General features: G+C 60.4%; 21 protein-coding genes. 13 read left to right on the top strand and 8 right to left on the bottom strand.

The window, feature by feature from the left end; all coding sequences use genetic code 11:
* Positions 1-10: 10 nt before the first annotated feature.
* From proC to ACEN9A_RS28070, 9 genes are all read left to right on the top strand, one after another.
* Entirely contained in the window at positions 11-829 is an 819-nt protein-coding gene (gene proC / locus ACEN9A_RS28030; protein WP_258671478.1) for a pyrroline-5-carboxylate reductase, read from the top strand.
* Between the two features lie 10 nt (positions 830-839).
* Positions 840-1,430: a YggT family protein gene (locus ACEN9A_RS28035; protein WP_019580613.1), complete on the top strand. Its 591-nt coding sequence runs from the start codon at positions 840-842 to the stop codon at positions 1,428-1,430.
* A 4-nt stretch (positions 1,431-1,434) separates the two neighbouring features.
* A complete protein-coding gene (locus ACEN9A_RS28040; RefSeq protein ID WP_007987815.1) occupies positions 1,435-1,728 on the top strand; it encodes a DUF167 domain-containing protein in 294 nt (97 codons plus the stop codon).
* A 254-nt stretch (positions 1,729-1,982) separates the two neighbouring features.
* Positions 1,983-3,122 carry a homoserine O-succinyltransferase MetX gene (metX, locus tag ACEN9A_RS28045; RefSeq protein WP_258671479.1) on the top strand — a complete coding sequence of 380 codons (1,140 nt, stop codon included), beginning with the start codon at positions 1,983-1,985 and terminating at the stop codon, positions 3,120-3,122.
* Positions 3,123-3,129: 7 nt separating this feature from the next.
* The gene (gene metW / locus ACEN9A_RS28050) at positions 3,130-3,750 is read left to right on the top strand and encodes a methionine biosynthesis protein MetW (RefSeq protein ID WP_007939351.1); all 621 of its coding nucleotides are present in this window, start codon (positions 3,130-3,132) and stop codon (positions 3,748-3,750) included.
* Between the two features lie 26 nt (positions 3,751-3,776).
* A complete protein-coding gene (locus tag ACEN9A_RS28055) occupies positions 3,777-4,211 on the top strand; it encodes a DUF4426 domain-containing protein (protein WP_019650221.1) in 435 nt (144 codons plus the stop codon).
* Entirely contained in the window at positions 4,208-4,804 is a 597-nt protein-coding gene (rdgB, locus tag ACEN9A_RS28060) for an RdgB/HAM1 family non-canonical purine NTP pyrophosphatase (RefSeq protein ID WP_007939349.1), read from the top strand. The genes ACEN9A_RS28055 and rdgB overlap by 4 nt, the downstream gene beginning before the upstream one ends.
* Positions 4,801-6,003 (top strand): radical SAM family heme chaperone HemW, encoded by a 1,203-nt coding sequence (gene hemW / locus ACEN9A_RS28065; RefSeq protein ID WP_258671481.1) that lies wholly within the window; start codon positions 4,801-4,803, stop codon positions 6,001-6,003. Before rdgB ends, hemW begins: the two co-directional genes overlap by 4 nt.
* 9 nt (positions 6,004-6,012) lie before the next feature.
* Entirely contained in the window at positions 6,013-6,336 is a 324-nt protein-coding gene (locus ACEN9A_RS28070) for a DUF3392 domain-containing protein (RefSeq protein ID WP_019650219.1), read from the top strand.
* A gap of 130 nt (positions 6,337-6,466) precedes the next feature.
* On the opposite strand, the gene trmB is transcribed toward ACEN9A_RS28070, so the two are convergent.
* From trmB to ACEN9A_RS28090, 4 genes are all read right to left on the bottom strand, one after another.
* Positions 6,467-7,192 (bottom strand): tRNA (guanosine(46)-N7)-methyltransferase TrmB, encoded by a 726-nt coding sequence (gene trmB / locus ACEN9A_RS28075; RefSeq protein WP_258671483.1) that lies wholly within the window; start codon positions 7,190-7,192, stop codon positions 6,467-6,469.
* 9 nt (positions 7,193-7,201) lie between these two features.
* Positions 7,202-7,996 (bottom strand): thiazole synthase, encoded by a 795-nt coding sequence (locus tag ACEN9A_RS28080; protein ID WP_007939343.1) that lies wholly within the window; start codon positions 7,994-7,996, stop codon positions 7,202-7,204.
* A 63-nt stretch (positions 7,997-8,059) separates the two neighbouring features.
* Complete coding sequence (gene thiS / locus ACEN9A_RS28085; protein ID WP_177324956.1) at positions 8,060-8,260, bottom strand: sulfur carrier protein ThiS; 201 nt, start codon at positions 8,258-8,260, stop codon at positions 8,060-8,062.
* A 170-nt stretch (positions 8,261-8,430) separates the two neighbouring features.
* A complete protein-coding gene (locus ACEN9A_RS28090; protein ID WP_019650216.1) occupies positions 8,431-8,802 on the bottom strand; it encodes a DUF423 domain-containing protein in 372 nt (123 codons plus the stop codon).
* A gap of 74 nt (positions 8,803-8,876) precedes the next feature.
* Here ACEN9A_RS28090 and mtgA point away from each other — a divergent pair, with 74 nt between their 5' ends.
* Positions 8,877-9,599, top strand: a complete 723-nt coding sequence (mtgA, locus tag ACEN9A_RS28095) for a monofunctional biosynthetic peptidoglycan transglycosylase (protein ID WP_258671485.1) — start codon at positions 8,877-8,879, stop codon at positions 9,597-9,599.
* Between the two features lie 161 nt (positions 9,600-9,760).
* Here mtgA and rpoH read toward each other — a convergent pair whose 3' ends face one another.
* The 4 genes from rpoH to ftsY form a co-directional block, all read right to left on the bottom strand.
* Positions 9,761-10,615, bottom strand: coding sequence for an RNA polymerase sigma factor RpoH (gene rpoH, locus ACEN9A_RS28100; protein ID WP_007897890.1), 855 nt, complete (start codon positions 10,613-10,615; stop codon positions 9,761-9,763).
* Positions 10,616-10,728: 113 nt separating this feature from the next.
* Positions 10,729-11,754 (bottom strand): permease-like cell division protein FtsX, encoded by a 1,026-nt coding sequence (gene ftsX, locus ACEN9A_RS28105; RefSeq protein WP_258671487.1) that lies wholly within the window; start codon positions 11,752-11,754, stop codon positions 10,729-10,731.
* Complete coding sequence (ftsE, locus tag ACEN9A_RS28110; RefSeq protein WP_018928694.1) at positions 11,751-12,422, bottom strand: cell division ATP-binding protein FtsE; 672 nt, start codon at positions 12,420-12,422, stop codon at positions 11,751-11,753. The genes ftsX and ftsE overlap by 4 nt, the downstream gene beginning before the upstream one ends.
* Positions 12,419-13,930 carry a signal recognition particle-docking protein FtsY gene (ftsY, locus tag ACEN9A_RS28115; RefSeq protein ID WP_413387565.1) on the bottom strand — a complete coding sequence of 504 codons (1,512 nt, stop codon included), beginning with the start codon at positions 13,928-13,930 and terminating at the stop codon, positions 12,419-12,421. Before ftsY ends, ftsE begins: the two co-directional genes overlap by 4 nt.
* Positions 13,931-14,275: 345 nt before the next feature.
* On the opposite strand from ftsY, the gene ACEN9A_RS28120 reads away from it, so the two are divergent.
* The 3 genes from ACEN9A_RS28120 to rsmD are packed head-to-tail and all read left to right on the top strand — an operon-like array spanning position 14,276 to position 17,731.
* The gene (locus ACEN9A_RS28120; RefSeq protein WP_258671490.1) at positions 14,276-15,631 is read left to right on the top strand and encodes a M16 family metallopeptidase; all 1,356 of its coding nucleotides are present in this window, start codon (positions 14,276-14,278) and stop codon (positions 15,629-15,631) included.
* The gene (locus ACEN9A_RS28125; RefSeq protein ID WP_258671491.1) at positions 15,624-17,114 is read left to right on the top strand and encodes a M16 family metallopeptidase; all 1,491 of its coding nucleotides are present in this window, start codon (positions 15,624-15,626) and stop codon (positions 17,112-17,114) included. The genes ACEN9A_RS28120 and ACEN9A_RS28125 overlap by 8 nt, the downstream gene beginning before the upstream one ends.
* Positions 17,114-17,731, top strand: a complete 618-nt coding sequence (gene rsmD / locus ACEN9A_RS28130; protein WP_258671492.1) for a 16S rRNA (guanine(966)-N(2))-methyltransferase RsmD — start codon at positions 17,114-17,116, stop codon at positions 17,729-17,731. The genes ACEN9A_RS28125 and rsmD overlap by 1 nt, the downstream gene beginning before the upstream one ends.
* The last annotated feature ends 22 nt before the right edge of the window (positions 17,732-17,753 follow it).

Raw genomic sequence — 17,753 nt, forward strand, 5'->3', positions numbered from 1 at the left:
AGGACCTGACATGAGCAAGACTCGTATTGCCTTTATCGGAGCCGGCAACATGGCCGCCAGCCTGATCGGCGGCCTGCGCGCCAAAGGTCTGGACGCCGCGCAGATCCGCGCCAGCGATCCGGGCGAAGAAACCCGTGCCCGCGTGCACGCCGAACACGGCATCGAAGTGTTTGCCGACAACGCCCAAGCCATTCAGGGCGTGGACGTGGTCGTGCTGGCGGTCAAGCCACAGGCGATGAAAGCCGTTTGCGAAGCCATTCGCCCAAGCCTCAAGCCGAATCAGCTGGTGGTGTCGATTGCGGCCGGCATTACCTGCGCCAGCATGAACAACTGGCTTGGCGCCCAGCCGATCGTGCGCTGCATGCCCAACACCCCGGCTCTGGTGCGTCAGGGCGTGAGTGGCTTGTATGCCACGGCCCAAGTGAGCACCGAGCAACGCCAGCAGGCGCAAGAGCTGCTGTCGGCAGTCGGCATCGCTTTGTGGCTGGACGAAGAACAGCAATTGGACGCGGTCACTGCCGTTTCCGGCTCGGGCCCTGCGTATTTCTTCCTGCTGATCGAAGCCATGACTGCTGCTGGCGTGAAGCTCGGTCTGCCACCCGAAACCGCTGCACAACTGACCCTGCAAACCGCGCTGGGCGCCGCACACATGGCGGTCGCCAGTGATGTCGACGCGGCTGAACTACGTCGCCGCGTGACCTCGCCTGCGGGCACCACGGAAGCGGCGATCAAGTCGTTCCAGGCCGGCGGTTTCGAAGCCCTGGTGGAAAAAGCACTCGGCGCCGCCGCGCACCGCTCGGCCGAGATGGCCGAACAACTGGGCAAATAAGGAGCCTTACATGATTGGATTGAACACTGCAGCGATTTACGTGCTGCAAACCCTCGGCAGTCTGTACCTGCTGATCGTGCTGCTGCGTTTCGTGCTGCAACTGGTGCGTGCAAACTTCTATAACCCGCTGTGCCAGTTCGCCGTAAAAGCCACCCAGCCACTGCTCAAGCCGCTGCGCCGGATCATCCCGAGCCTGTTCGGCCTGGACATGTCCTCGCTGGTGCTGGCGATCCTCGTGCAACTGGCGTTGATGGCGCTGACCCTGCTGCTAACCTTCGGCACCACCGGCAACCCTCTGCAATTGCTGATCTGGTCGCTGATCGGCGTAACGGCGCTGTTCCTGAATATCTTCTTCTATGCCCTGATCATCAGCGTGATCCTGTCCTGGGTCGCACCGGGCAGCCATAACCCCGGCGCCGAGCTGGTGAACCAGATCTGCGAGCCGGCCCTGGCGCCGTTCCGCAAGATTCTGCCAAACCTCGGCGGCCTGGATATCTCGCCGATCCTGGCGTTCATGGTGCTCAAGCTGATCGACATGCTGGTGATCAACAACCTCGCGGCCTTGACCATGATGCCGCAAATCCTGCGCCTGCTGATCTGATCCGGTGAGCTACTTTCGCTGGGACGGTGATGACCTGATTCTGGAATGTCACCTGCAACCTGCGGCCCGCAGCGATGATTTCGCCGGGCTGCACGGTGATCGCCTGAAGATCCGCCTGACGGCACCGCCGGTCGAGGGCAAGGCCAATGCTTACCTGATGGCGTTTCTGGCCAAGGCATTCGGGGTTTCCAAAAGCCAGGTCAGCCTGATCAGCGGCGAGTTGAACCGGCAGAAGCGGGTGCGGATTTGTTCGCCGAAGAAGCTGCCGGATTTGCCGGATCTGGTGCGCCCGGCCTGACCTGCGGGGCTGCACCCTGTAGGAGCTGCCGAAGGCTGCGATCTTTTGATCTGATCTTTGCTTTGGATTCAATTGGCAGGGAAAAGATCGCAGCCTCGTTGCACTCGACAGCTCCTACGGGGGCCGCTTCGCGCCCCAACGGGAGCAAGCTCCCTCGCCACAGGTACGCCAGGGAAAAATCAGGCCCGGCCTTTGCTTGCCGCTAGCCACAGCGGTCTTTAGACTTACGCCTCATTTCAATGAGAGCAGGGTCGATGCCAGCTGCCTTCCCCCCCGATTCTGTTGGTCTGGTGACGCCGCAAGTGGCGCACTTCAGTGAACCGCTGGCCCTGGCCTGCGGCCGTTCGCTGCCAGCTTATGACCTGATCTATGAAACCTATGGCACGCTGAACGCCACGGCGAGCAATGCCGTGCTGATCTGCCACGCCTTGTCCGGTCACCATCACGCCGCCGGCTTCCACAGCCCCGACGACCGCAAACCCGGTTGGTGGGACAGCTGCATCGGCCCCGGCAAACCGATCGACACTCGCAAATTCTTCGTGGTCAGCCTGAACAACCTCGGCGGTTGCAACGGTTCCACCGGCCCCAGCAGCATCAATCCAGAAACCGGCAAGCCGTTCGGCGCCGATTTCCCGGTATTGACCGTGGAAGACTGGGTGCACAGCCAGGCACGCCTCGCCGACCTGCTCGGCATCGGCCAATGGGCAGCGGTGATCGGCGGCAGTCTGGGCGGCATGCAGGCCTTGCAGTGGACCATCACTTATCCTGACCGCGTGCGGCACTGCCTGGCCATCGCCTCGGCGCCGAAACTGTCGGCACAGAACATCGCGTTCAACGAAGTCGCACGCCAGGCGATCCTCACCGACCCGGAGTTCCACGGCGGTTCGTTCCAGGAAGCGGGCGTGATACCCAAGCGCGGACTGATGCTGGCGCGAATGGTCGGGCACATCACGTATCTGTCCGATGACTCCATGGGCGAAAAATTCGGTCGCGGCCTGAAGAGCGAAAAGCTCAACTACGACTTCCACAGTGTCGAGTTCCAGGTCGAAAGCTACCTGCGCTATCAAGGCGAGGAGTTTTCCGGACGTTTCGACGCCAACACCTACCTGTTGATGACCAAGGCGCTGGACTACTTCGACCCGGCGGCGAATTTCGACGATGACCTGGCGAAAACCTTCGCCAATGCCCAGGCCAAGTTCTGCGTGATGTCCTTCACCACCGACTGGCGCTTCTCCCCTGCCCGCTCGCGGGAGCTGGTGGACGCGCTGATGGCGGCCAGGAAAGACGTCTGCTACCTGGAGATCGATGCTCCGCAAGGCCACGATGCCTTTCTGATTCCGATCCCGCGTTACTTGCAGGCCTTCAGCAATTACATGAACCGCATATCGCTTTGAGGAAGACATGAGAGCCGATCTGGAAATCATCCAGGAATGGATCCCCGCCGGCAGCCGCGTGCTCGACCTCGGCTGCGGTGACGGCGAGTTGCTGACCTGGCTGCGCGACCACAAGCAGGTCACCGGCTATGGCCTGGAAAACGACCCGGACAACATTGCCGAGTGCGTGGCCAAGGGCATCAACGTCATCGAGCAGGACCTGGACAAGGGCCTGGGCAACTTTGCCAGCAACAGCTTCGACATCGTGGTCATGACCCAGGCCCTGCAAGCCGTGCATTACCCGGACAAGATCCTCGACGAAATGCTGCGGGTCGGTCGCCAGTGCATCATCACCTTCCCCAACTTCGGTCACTGGCGCTGCCGCTGGTACCTGGCGAGCAAGGGCCGGATGCCTGTTTCGGAGTTTCTGCCGTACACCTGGTACAACACGCCAAACATTCACTTCTGCACCTTCGAAGACTTTGAAGCGCTGTGTCGCGAACGTGAAGCCAAGGTCATTGATCGACTTGCCGTGGATCAACAGCATCGACACGGGTGGGCCAGTAAGCTATGGCCTAATCTGTTAGGTGAGATCGGTATCTATCGCGTCAGCAGCCCCGGTCTGCCGGACCACAAGGTCGCGGTCTGAATCACGACACTTCGAGGAGAACGATCATGGGTCGTCTAGCGCTGTTTTTACTCACTGCCTGCCTGAGCGTCACCGCCATGGCCGCCGACGTCATCAAAGGCGAGCGCAAGGAAACCTTTGGCGACGTGACGGTGCATTACAACACCTTCAATTCGACCTTCCTGACACCGGACATTGCCAAAGCGGCCGAGCTGATCCGCAGCAAAAACCAGGGCGTGATCAATATCTCGGTACTCAAGGACGGCAAACCGCAAACGGCGCAAGTCAGCGGGACGGTCAAAGACCTGACCAGCCAAAGCGTTCCATTGAAATTCAAACAGATTACCGAAACAGGCGCGGTCTACTACATCGCCCAGTATCCGGTGGATCAGCAGGAAGTCCGCACCTTTGAAATCAAGGTGCAAACCGGTGACAAAATCAACACCATCAATTTCAACCAAGAGCTCTTCCCCGGCGAATGATCAATTTCACGCAACTCGTATTGGCCAGCCATAACGCCGGCAAACTCAAGGAACTCCAGGCCATGCTCGGCGAATCGGTGCACTTGCGCTCGATCGGCGAGTTCAGCAGCGTCGAGCCTGAAGAAACCGGCCTGTCGTTCGTCGAAAACGCCATTCTCAAGGCCCGCAACGCCTCGCGCATTTCCGGCCTGCCGGCATTGGCCGACGATTCGGGGTTGGCGGTGGATTTCCTCGGCGGTGCGCCGGGTATCTATTCGGCCCGTTACGCTGACGGCAAGGGCGATGCGGCGAACAACGCCAAACTGCTCGACGTCATGAAAGACGTGCCGCAAGCCGAGCGCGGCGCGCAGTTCGTCTGTGTATTGGCGCTGGTGCGTCATGCCGACGATCCGTTGCCGATCCTCTGCGAAGGCCTGTGGCATGGGCGCATCCTGACCCAGGCCAGCGGTGAGCACGGTTTTGGCTACGATCCGCTGTTCTGGGTGCCTGAACGCGAGTGCTCCAGCGCCGAGCTTAAGCCCAGCGACAAGAACCAGATCAGTCACCGCGCCCGTGCAATGGATCTGCTGCGCCAGCGTCTGGGCTTGAAATGACCATTGAATCATCCGCGTCGCCGCTGATCTTCGGCGGCGCGCAATCGCCTCGGGCCGCTTTGCCTGTGCTGCCGCCCCTGGCGCTGTACATCCACATCCCGTGGTGTGTACGCAAATGCCCTTATTGCGACTTCAACTCCCACACCGCCAGCCCGGTGCTGCCGGAACAAGAGTATGTGGACGCCTTGCTCGCCGACCTCGATCAGGACCTGCATGCGGTCTATGGCCGCGAACTGAGCTCGATCTTCTTTGGTGGCGGTACGCCGAGCCTGTTCAGCGCCGAGGCGTTGGGCCGTTTGCTCAAGGGTGTCGAGCAACGTATTCCGTTTGCCAGCGACATTGAAATCACCCTGGAAGCCAACCCCGGAACGTTCGAGCAGGAGAAATTCCGCGCTTACCGGGCGTTGGGTATCAATCGCCTGTCGATCGGCATCCAGAGTTTTCAGGAAGAGAAACTCAAGGCCCTGGGGCGGATTCACAACGGCGACGAAGCCGTGCGTGCCGCCGGCATGGCCCGTGAGGCCGGCTTTGATAACTTCAATCTGGACCTGATGCACGGCTTGCCCGATCAATCTCTGGACGATGCCCTGAGCGACCTGCGCCAGGCCATCGCCCTGAAGCCGACGCACCTGTCCTGGTACCAGCTGACCCTGGAGCCGAACACGGTGTTCTGGAACCAGCCGCCGACGCTACCGGAAGATGACGCCCTGTGGGACATTCAAGAGGCCGGCCAGGCGCTGTTGGCCGAGCACGGTTACGCGCAATACGAAGTCTCGGCCTATGCCCAGCCCGGCCGTCCGGCGCGGCATAACCTCAATTACTGGAGTTTCGGCGACTTCATCGGTATCGGCGCCGGTGCCCACGGCAAGCTCAGCCATCCGGACGGGCGTATCGTGCGCACCTGGAAGACTCGCCTGCCGAAGGATTACATCAATCCGGCCAAAAGCTTCAAGGCTGGCGAGAAAGCGCTGACCAACGAAGAACTGCCGTTCGAGTTCCTGATGAACGCCTTGCGCCTGACCGAGGGTGTCGAAGCGCGGTTGTATCCGGAGCGCACCGGGCTGCCTCTGGAAAGCCTTGCAGAAGGGCGCCGCGAGGCCGAACAAAGTGGCTTGTTGCAGGTCGAACCGTCACGTCTGGCAGCCACGATGCGCGGACAACTCTTTCTTAATGACTTGCTGCAGACTTTTCTGACATAAGGAAATCGAATGGATCTGGTACTCGACCTGCTCGCCACCGTGTCCCGCTGGAGCCGTAGCAACCTGTCGGAAATCTCTCTGGCGCTGGTGGGCTGCCTGCTGGTGCTGTTTGGCGCCGACCTCAAGGGCTGGGTCGAGCAACGCCTGGGCAGCATCGCCGGCGCCTTGCGCATCCCGCTGATGGCCCTGCTGTGCATGGTCGGCAGCGGCGTAGCGCTGATCTATGCCACGCCATGGATCATCAAAGGCCTGAGCCAGTTCAACAACTACAGCCTGGCGCCGGTGTTGTTGGTGGTGCTGGTGCTGATCGGGGTTGTGGCAGACCGTCGCTGACGTCGAATAACACACAAAACAATGTGGGAGCGGGCTTGCCCGCGATGAGGCCATAACATTCAACCTCTGCGTTGATTGTTAGACCGCTATCGCGGGCAAGCCCGCTCCCACAGTTTTTACAGCGCCGTACTTAAGCCAGTTTTTCGAACTTCAGATCCCACACGCCATGTCCAAGACGTTCGCCGCGACGTTCGAACTTGGTGATCGGACGTTCGGCCGGGCGCGGCACGCATTTGCCGTCTTCGGCGAGGTTGCGATAGCCCGGGGCGACGCTCATCACTTCCAGCATGTACTCGGCGTACGGTTCCCAGTCGGTGGCCATGTGCAACACACCGCCGACCTTCAACTTGCTACGCACCAGCTCAGCGAACGATGCCTGAACGATACGACGCTTGTGGTGACGGCTCTTGTGCCACGGATCCGGGAAAAACAGCATCAGGCGGTCGAGGCTGTTGTCGGCGATGCAACGGTTGAGCACTTCGATCGCATCGCAATCGTAGACACGCAGGTTGGTCAGGCCCTGAGTCAGCACGCCATTGAGCAGCGCGCCGACACCCGGACGGTGAACTTCAACGCCAATGAAATCCTGCTCCGGCGAAGCCGCGGCCATTTCCAGCAGCGAATGGCCCATGCCGAAACCGATTTCCAGCGAGCGCGGCGCCGAACGGCCGAACACCTGATCGAAATCCACCGGCGCATCGGCCAAAGGCAGTACGAACAATGGAGCACCCTGCTCCAGACCGCGTTGCTGGCCTTCGGTCATGCGCCCGGCGCGCATCACGAAACTCTTGATGCGGCGGTGTTGGCGCTCTTCGCCTTCTTCCTGCTGGATAGGCGTGTCGTTTGATTCAGTCATCAATGGCTCTTACTTGATCAGACCATCCAGCGGCGAGGAGGCGCTGGCATAGAGTTTTTTCGGCATGCGCCCGGCGAGGTAGGCCAGACGACCTGCCACGATGGCGTGTTTCATGGCTTCGGCCATCATGATCGGCTGCTGGGCATGGGCGATGGCCGAGTTCATCAGCACCGCTTCACAGCCCAGCTCCATGGCGATGGTGGCGTCGGAGGCAGTACCGACACCGGCATCCACCAGCACCGGAATTTTCGCTTCTTCGAGGATGATCTGCAGGTTGTACGGGTTGCAGATCCCCAGGCCCGAGCCGATCAGACCAGCCAGCGGCATGACCGCGATACAGCCGATTTCCGCCAGTTGACGGGCAATGATCGGATCATCGCTGGTGTACACCATCACGTCGAAGCCTTCCTTGACCAGCACTTCGGCGGCCTTGAGGGTTTCGATCACGTTGGGGAACAGGGTCTTCTGATCCGCCAGCACTTCCAGCTTCACCAGGTTGTGGCCGTCGAGCAGCTCACGGGCCAGGCGGCAGGTGCGCACGGCTTCAATGGCGTCGTAGCAACCGGCAGTGTTCGGCAGGAAGGTGTAGCGATCCGGCGACAGGACTTCGAGCAGGTTCGGTTCGCCCGGGTTCTGGCCGAGGTTGGTCCGGCGCACGGCGAAGGTGACGATCTCGGCACCCGAAGCCTCGATGGCCAGGCGGGTTTCTTCCATGTCACGGTACTTGCCGGTGCCTACCAGCAAACGCGACTGGTAAGTACGACCGGCCAGGACGAAGGGCTTGTCGCTACGAACGATGCTCATGGGAAATCCTCTGTTGGGGTGAGGTTCTTGCACAATGATTCTGTGGCCGCTCGGGCCAGACGGCTAGCCGCCGCCGATGGCGTGTACCACTTCGACCGAGTCGCCGTCGTTCAGCGCGGTTTCAGCGTGCTGGCTGCGCGGGACGATATCCAGATTGAGCTCGACCGCCACCCGGCGCCCGGTCAGTTCCAGACGGGTCAGCAGGGCCGCAACGGTTTCACCGTCGGGCAGTTCAAGGGATTCGCCGTTCAACTGAATGCGCATGCCGAATGCCGCCATCATTTTTAGGGGCTGGCATTCTAGCCCGATCAGTCAGGTCGACCCAAGCCATTCGTCTTGAAACACGATCCTGTAGGAGCTGCCGCAGGCTGCGATCTTTCGACTTACAAAAGAACAAAATCAAAAGATCGCAGCCTGCGGCAGCTCCTACAAGGTCAGCTCAGCCGCCAGGCGGCAAGCCCCAGGCAAACCCAGCCGACCAGAAACGCGAGGCCACCGAACGGTGTAACGATCCCGAGCTTGCTGACGCCGGTCATCGTCAGCAGGTACAGGCTGCCGGAAAACAACACAATGCCAATGGCAAACGAGGCGCCGGCCCAGGTAATCAGACGACCGGGAATCTGCGTGGCCAGCAATGCAACACCCAGCAACGCCAGGGTATGCACCAGTTGATAAGTGACGCCCGTGTGGAAAATCGCCAAATACTCAGGCGTCAGGCGGTTTTTCAGGCCGTGGGCGGCGAATGCGCCCAAGGCAACGCCGGTGAAGCCGAAGAAAGCGGCCAGCATCAGAAAGCCACGCAGCATGAAGAACTCCAGTCAGACTCGATCAACAGGGTCTGTATAATGGCCGGCTCAACGGGTTCGGCCAAGCCATCTCTATGCTGCAGTTAATTTTCCGTCGTTTCATAAAGGCCCTGCTCTGGTTCGCGGTCGGCAGCGTTTTGCTGGTTCTGCTGTTTCGGGTGGTGCCGCCACCGGGAACGGCATTAATGGTCGAGCGCAAGATCGAATCCTGGTTCGACGGCGAGCCCATCGACCTGCAACGCACCTGGAAACCTTGGGATGAAATCTCCGACGACCTGAAAGTCGCGGTAATTGCCGGTGAAGACCAGAAGTTTCCCGAGCATTGGGGCTTTGATTTCAGCGCGATTCAGGCGGCGTTTGCACATAACGAGCGCGGCGGCTCGATTCGCGGCGCCAGCACCCTGAGCCAGCAAGTGTCGAAAAACCTTTTTCTGTGGTCTGGCCGCAGCTGGCTGCGTAAAGGCCTGGAAGCCTGGTTTACCGGGTTGATCGAAGTGTTCTGGCCCAAGCAGCGGATTCTTGAGGTGTACCTCAATAGTGCCGAGTGGGATGAAGGCGTGTTCGGCGCCGAAGCAGCGGCCCGGCATCACTTTGGCGTGGGCGCTGGTTCGCTGTCCCGGCAGCAGGCAAGTTTGCTGGCGGCGGTACTGCCGAACCCGCGAGTGTGGAGTGCCAGCCATCCGACTTCTTACGTTGCAAGGCGGGCGGGGTGGATTCGCCAGCAGATGAATCAGTTGGGCGGTGACAGCTATCTGGTCGGCCTCAACGATTCGCGCCGGGCACCGTGGGCGCAATGATTTGGATTCGAATCGGCAGGTAGAAAAAGATCGCAGCCTTCGGCAGCTCCTACATAGGAATGCGAAACCCTGTAGGAGCTGCCGAAGGCTGCGATCTTTTGATCTTCAAACAAAAACGCCCCGATCAATGATCGGGGCGTTTTTTATTGCCTTCGCGTGGGTTACGCGGCGATCGACAACTTGAGCTTGTTCATCGCGCTCTTCTCGAGCTGACGAATACGCTCGGCCGACACGTTGTACTTCTGCGCCAGGTCGTGCAGCGTGGCTTTTTCTTCTGCCAGCCAGCGCTGGTAGAGGATGTCGCGGCTGCGGTCGTCCAGCACTTCAAGTGCTTCGTGCAGGTTGTGATTGGAGTTGTCGCTCCAGTCGGCGTCTTCCAGTTGACGAGCCGGATCGTACCGGTGGTCTTCCAGGTAGTTGGCCGGCGATTGGAAGGCACTGTCGTCGTCCGCTTCCGCGGCCGGGTCGAAGGCCATGTCATGGCCGGTCAGGCGACTTTCCATCTCGCGTACTTCCCGCGGCTCTACGCCGAGGCTTTCCGCCACACGGTGGACTTCCTCGTTGTTCAGCCAGGCCAGACGTTTCTTCTGGCTGCGCAGGTTGAAGAACAGCTTGCGCTGAGCCTTGGTGGTCGCGACTTTGACGATCCGCCAGTTGCGCAGGATGAACTCGTGGATTTCCGCCTTGATCCAGTGCACCGCAAAGGACACCAGGCGCACACCCATTTCCGGGTTGAAACGCTTGACCGCTTTCATCAGGCCGACGTTGCCTTCCTGGATCAGGTCAGCCTGGGCCAGGCCGTAGCCGGAATAGCTACGGGCAATGTGTACGACAAAACGCAGGTGGGCGAGCACCATCTGCCGAGCCGCCCCCAAATCCTGCTCATAATAGAGACTCTCGGCCAGTTCACGCTCCTGCTCCGGCGTCAGCAATGGAATGCTGTTCACCGTGTGCACATAGGCCTCCAGGTTCGCACCCGGGACCAGAGCATATGCAGGCTGCAAAGAATTGGTCATACGAAAAAACCTCCGACTTACATAACTCGTGCAGTTCAGCACTGCGAAAATTGACCGGAAACCAAAAAACAAGTTCCCATAAACGCTGAAAGGTCAATACGAGCAAAATGATATTACTTTGGCGCAAGCTCCCGCAGGTGGCGTGCGACTGCAATCCATGCACCGATATACCCCAACAGCACCGCGCCAAGCAAGAGCGACAGACCGTCGGCAACTGGCACTCCGGCCAGCGCAAAATCACTGCCGTACAAACCGGCCAGTCCAACCACCGCGTCGTTCAGCCAGTTCAGGCCGAACGCCAATACGCCCCAGGAAAGAATCCCCGCACCGAAGCCATAAAGCGCGCCCATGTACAGAAAGGGCCTGCGCACATAACTGTCCGTGCCGCCGACGAGTTTAATCACTTCTATCTCTGTGCGGCGGTTTTCAATATGAAGACGAATGGTATTGCCTATCACCAAAAGTAATGCAGAAACCAAAAGCACGGTCAGACCGAAGACAAAACGGTCGCCCAGCTTGAGGATGGCCGCCAGACGCTCGACCCAGACTAGATCAAGTTGGGCCTGTTGTACCTTCGGCAACTCGGAAAGTTTTTGTCGTAATGCTTCAAGCCCGGGCTTGTCGACCTCTTTCGGTGTCACCAGAACCACGCCCGGCAGGGGGTTTTCCGGCAGTTCCTTAAGGGCTTCGCCCAGTCCGGACTGCTGCTGGAACTCTTCCAGTGCCTGATCGCGGCCCACGTATTCGGCATCCGCTACGCCCGGCATGCCCTTGATCTGCTCGCGCAACGACTCGCCCTGCTCAGGGCTGGCCTCAAGTTGCAGGTACAGGGAAATCTGCGCCGCACGCTGCCAGGAGCCACCGAGACGCTCGACGTTATTCAGCAAAAGTGACAGGCCCATCGGTAAGCTCAGGGCCACAGCCATCACCATACAGGTGAAAAAGCTGCCGATCGGGTGCTTGCCCAAGCGACGCAAGCTGTCCAGCAGACTGGCGCGATGGCTTTCGATCCAGGCGCGGAACAGCGTGGCGAAATCCGGGCCATCGTCATCGTCGCGTTTTTTCTTCTGCTGTGGTTGCGGATCGGCGGCCTTCGGGGCCACGCGCTCGGAAACCTTGGGGCTACGTGTCGCACTCATACGCCGGCCTCCCCGTCGCCGATCAATCGACCACGCTGCAGGGTCAGCATGCGATGACGCATGCGGGCAATCAGCGCCAGGTCGTGACTGGCGATCAGCACGCTGGTGCCCAGACGGTTGATGTCTTCGAACACGCCCATGATTTCTGCCGCCAGACGCGGGTCTAGGTTACCGGTCGGTTCATCCGCCAGCAGCAAGGCCGGGCGGTGAACGATGGCGCGAGCGATGCCGACGCGCTGTTGCTGGCCGGTAGACAGGTCGCCGGGGTAGAGATCGGTTTTGTCCGAGAGCGCCACGCGCTCCAGGGCCGAGTCCACGCGCTTGACGACCTCGGCCTTGGACAGGCCAAGGATCTGCAACGGCAACGCGACGTTATTGAACACCGTGCGATCGAACAGCAACTGGTGGTTCTGGAACACCACGCCGATCTGTCGGCGCAGGAACGGAATCTGTGCGTTGCTGATGGTGCTCAGGTCTTGCCCGGCCAGCAGCAATTTGCCGGTGGTCGGACGTTCCATGGCCAGCAACAGCCGCAACAAGGTGCTTTTACCGGCGCCGGAATGGCCGGTAACAAACAAGAATTCGCCCCGACGGACTCGAAAGCTCAGCTCATGCAAGCCGACGTGACCGTTCGGGTAGCGTTTACCGACCTGTTCGAAACGAATCATGAACGCTCCCGCTCGGCAAACAATGCCTGGACAAAGGGTTCTGCTTCAAAAGTACGCAAATCGTCGATGCCTTCACCAACGCCGATGTAACGGATCGGCAAGCCAAACTGCTTGGCCAGGGCGAAAATCACCCCACCCTTGGCGGTGCCGTCGAGTTTGGTCAGCGCCAGGCCGGTCAGTTCGACGGTCTGATTGAATTGCTTGGCCTGGTTGATGGCGTTCTGGCCGGTACCGGCATCGAGCACCAACAGCACCTCATGAGGCGCGTCGGCGTCGAGCTTGCCGATCACCCGGCGAACCTTCTTCAACTCTTCCATCAAATTGTCTTTGGTGTGCAAGCGACCGGCGGTGTCGGCGATCAACACATCAATGCCACGGGCCTTGGCGGCCTGCACAGCGTCGAAAATTACCGAAGCCGAGTCGGCGCCGGTGTGCTGGGCGATCACCGGGATCTTGTTGCGCTCGCCCCAGACCTGCAGTTGCTCGACCGCTGCGGCGCGGAAGGTGTCACCGGCGGCGAGCATGACTTTCTTGCCTTCCAGTTGCAGCTTTTTCGCCAGCTTGCCGATGGTGGTGGTTTTGCCGGCACCGTTGACGCCGACCACCAGAATCACGAACGGCTTGTTCTGCGAGGTGATTTTCAGCGGCTGCTCGACCGGTTTGAGCATCGCTGCCAATTCGGCTTGCAGGGATTTGTACAGCGCGTCGGCATCGGCCAGCTCCTTGCGGGCGACTTTCTGAGTCAGACGCTGAATGATCACCGACGTCGCTTCGACGCCGACATCGGCGGTCAGCAAACGGGTTTCGATGTCTTCGAGCAGTTCGTCATCGATGATCTTCTTGCCGAGAAACAGGCTGGCCATGCCCTCGCCAATGCTGGCGCTGGTCTTGGACAGGCCTTGCTTGAGACGGGCGAAGAAACCGGCTTTGGTCTCTTCGGTACGCACAGGCTCGACTGGAGTTTCGAGGGGCGCAACCGGTGTGGCGGCAACAGGAGCGATGACCGGTGCAGGTGCAGGTGCAGGTGCAGGTGCAGGTTCTGGCGCTTGAGCAACCGGAGCAACAAATGCTGGCACTGGAGCCACCGGTGCAGGTTCGGCCACGAACACGGGAGCAACAGCTGCCGGTTCAACCACTGGCGCCCGAACCGGCTCCGGAGCAAACGCAGTCGGGGCCGGAATCGGTGGAGTGATGTGCGGCGCTTGCTCATCTTCAACCAGCGCCACCGGCTCTTCCGCTACCGGCAAAGTCAGCCACGGCGTGGCAACTGGCGTCAGCGGCAATGGGGCCGCGACTTCGGTTTCAGGTACGAGCGCGGCCGCAGGTTGCAGCACCGGCTCGGCAATCGGCGCAGGCTTTTGCTCTATAACCGGTGCCGGGGTTGGCTCAGAAAGTGGCTGTGGCTGTTCGATAACGGGTTCCTGCGGCTTTTTGCGCAGCCATCCGAACAGGCTTTTCTTCTCACCAGCCGCAGCTGGGGTCTTCTTGTCGTCGTTGGAACCAAACATGGAGGACGGCTATCTCACGGTAGCGACGCGCCAAAAGGCGCCTCGGCAAATAAATAATTCGATGCTGAACAGACTGCGATTCATCCAGCTTGTTCACGCGCAACATTTTGTCGAGGAGCCAACGGCGCCTCAAAGGTCGACTAATACGAAGGACTGGAACGGCATCGTCGGCGAAAACGCAGAGTTTAGCTGACAAACTCAAAGCTTCTGCCGGTAACCCATACAACCTGCAAGCCGATCAAAGGCTTGATAGGCGTGGCCGCCAGTAAAACGGATCAGTATCCTAGCACCCTCTCGCCCGCCGACGCTAAGACCAAGCGGGCAGCCCAACAGGTTTAAAAACGAATGAATGCTCTAGCCCGCCGCGCTGCAGGCCTGCTGCTCAGCACAGTTTGTCTGCCCCTCTCGGCCCTGGCTGCCGATCCACAACCGACCCACGAATTCACCCTCGACAACGGCCTGAAGGTTGTCGTGCGCGAAGACCATCGTGCGCCGGTCGTCGTTTCCCAGATCTGGTACAAGGTCGGCTCCAGCTACGAGACCCCGGGCCAGACCGGGTTGTCCCACGCACTGGAACACATGATGTTCAAGGGCAGCGAGAAAGTCGGCCCCGGCGAAGCCTCGCTGATCCTGCGCGATCTCGGTGCCGAGGAGAACGCTTTCACCAGCGACGACTTCACCGCGTATTACCAGGTGCTGGCCCGCGACCGTCTGGGCGTAGCCTTCGAACTGGAAGCCGACCGCATGGCCAACCTGCGCCTGCCGGCCGACGAGTTCACCCGCGAAATCGAGGTGATCAAAGAAGAGCGTCGCCTGCGCACCGACGACAAGCCGATGTCCAAGGCCTACGAACGTTTCATGGCCATCGCCTACCCCGCCAGCGGTTACCACACGCCGACCATCGGCTGGATGGCGGACCTCGATCGCATGAAAGTCGAAGAGCTGCGCCATTGGTACCAGTCCTGGTATGTGCCGAACAACGCCACCCTGGTGGTGGTTGGCGATGTGACCCCGGACGAAGTCAAAACCCTGGCCCAGCGTTACTTCGGCCCGATCGCCAAGCGCGACGTGCCACCGGCGAAAATCCCGCTGGAGCTGGCTGAGCCCGGCGAACGCAAGATCACCCTGCATGTGCAGACCCAATTGCCGAGCCTGATGCTGGCCTTCAACGTGCCGAGCATCGCCACAGCCGCAGACAAACAATCGGTGAACGCCCTGCGCCTGATTTCCGCCCTGCTCGACGGTGGCTACAGCGGCCGCATCCCGACGCAACTGGAACGCGGCGAAGAGCTGGTGTCCGGCGGGTCGTCGAGCTACGACGCCTATACCCGTGGCGACAGCCTGTTCACCTTGTCGGCTTCGCCGAACACCCAGAAAAATAAAACCATGGCCCAGGCCGAAGCCGGCCTGTGGAAACTGCTCGAACAACTGAAAACCACCGCGCCATCCGCTGAAGAACTGGAGCGGGTACGAGCGCAGGTCATTGCCGGCCTGGTTTTTGAGCGTGACTCGATCACCAGCCAGGCCACCGCCATCGGCCAACTGGAAACCGTCGGCCTGTCGTGGAAACTGATGGACACCGAACTCGCCGACCTGGAAAGCGTGACCCCGCAAGACATCCAGAAGGCCGCCAAGCTGTATTTCACCCGCGAACGTCTCAGCGTCGCCCATGTACTGCCACAGGAGACGACTCATGAGTGAGCGTAAAAAGTCGCGTCTGGCCCTGATCGGCCTGATCGCTGTTGCACTGATCGGGTCTGCCGCCTTCTATCTGTCAAAACCCGACGAGTCCAACGCCAGCGAAGCCCTCGACAAGGCCAAGTCCAGCCAAAAGCTGCAATCGCTGGCCGAACTCGACGGCAAGGCCCCAAGCCATCGCTCGCTGAACGTGCAGACCTGGAACACCGCCGAAGGCGCCAAGGTGCTGTTCGTCGAAGCCCGTGAGTTGCCGATGTTCGACATGCGCCTGATCTTCGCCGCCGGCAGCAGCCAGGACGGCGATGCACCCGGCCTGGCACTGCTGACCAACGCCATGCTCAACGAAGGTGTAGCCGGCAAAGACGTCGGCGCCATCGCTCAGGGCTTCGAAGGATTGGGCGCCGACTTCAGCAACGGCGCGTACAAGGACATGGCGCTTGCCTCCTTGCGCAGCCTCAGTGCCGTGGACAAACGCGAGCCTGCCTTGAAGCTGTTCGCTGAAGTCGTCGGCAAACCGACCTTCCCCGCCGACTCGTTTGCGCGCATCAAGAACCAGATGCTCGCCGGCTTCGAATTCCAGAAACAGAACCCCGGCAAACTCGCCAGCCTGGAGCTGATGAACCGCTTGTATGGCGATCACCCGTATGCGCACTCCAGCGACGGCACGGCGAAGAGCATTCCACCGATCACCCTGGCGCAGTTGCGAGCCTTCCATCAGAAAGCCTACGCCGCCGGCAACGTGGTGATTGCGCTGGTAGGGGACCTGTCGCGAACCGAAGCCGAGGCGGTCGCCGCCCAAGTGTCCGCCGACCTGCCCAAAGGCCCGGCCCTGGCGAAAGTCGAACAACCGACCGACCCCAAGCCCAGCATCGGCCACATTGAGTTTCCGTCCAAACAGACCAACCTGATGATCGCGCAACTGGGTATCGACCGTGACGATCCGGATTATGCAGCGCTGTCCATGGGCAACCAGATTCTTGGCGGCGGCGGTTTCGGCACCCGGCTGATGAGCGAAGTGCGCGAGAAGCGTGGCTTGTCGTATGGCGTGTATTCGGGTTTCAGCCCGATGCAGGCTCGTGGCCCGTTCATGATCAACCTGCAAACCCGCGCCGAAATGAGCGAAGGCACCCTGAAACTGGTGCAGGATGTGCTCGCCGACTACCTTAAGACCGGCCCCACCGAGAAAGAACTCGACGACGCCAAGCGTGAACTGGCCGGCAGCTTCCCGCTGTCCACCGCCAGCAACGCCGATATCGTCGGTCAGCTCGGCGCCATGGGCTTTTACAACTTGCCGCTGAGCTACCTGGAAGACTTCATGCAACAGTCCCAGAGCCTGACCGTCGAGCAAGTCAAAGCCGCACTGAGCAAACACCTGAGCACGGATAAACTGGTCATCGTCAGCGCTGGCCCGACCGTGCCACAAAAGCCGTTGCCGGCCCCTACTGACAAACCTGCCGAGCAGCCGCTCGGGGTTCCGGAGCATTAATGGCCAGTTCATCCCGTCCAAAGAAACCCGTTCACAACGTGCATAACGGTGTAAACCAACTGCGTATCATCGGTGGCGAATGGCGTAGCCGAAAGCTCAGTTTCCCTGACGCCCCAGGCCTGCGCCCAACGCCGGACCGGGTGCGTGAAACCCTGTTCAACTGGCTCGCGCCTTACGTCGCCGGGGCCAAGGTACTCGATCCGTTTGCCGGCAGCGGCGCGCTGTTCCTGGAAGCCTTGTCCCGTGGCGCGGCCATGGGTCAGGCGCTGGACGCCAGCAACGTTGCGGTGTCCAGCCTGAAAGAACATCTGGGCACCCTGCGCTGCACCAACGGCCAGGTACAGACTGCCGACGCCTTGCGCTATCTGGAAACCCAACCGGCCACGGCGTTCGACCTGGTATTCCTCGACCCGCCGTTCAATCAGAATCTGTTGCCTGTGGTTTGCACTCTGCTCGAAGAACGTCATTGGCTGGCTGACGATGCGTGGGTCTACACTGAAAGCGAAAGCGCACCGTCGATATTGGGTTTGCCAGAAAATTGGCGCCTGCATCGGGAGCAAAAATCGGGACGTGTGTACTACGCGTTGTGGCAACGTATGGCAGGGATCGCCGGCTAGTCCGGCCTGAGAAAACGGTGCG

The sequence above is a fragment of the Pseudomonas sp. Pseusp18 genome, from assembly GCF_059506005.1.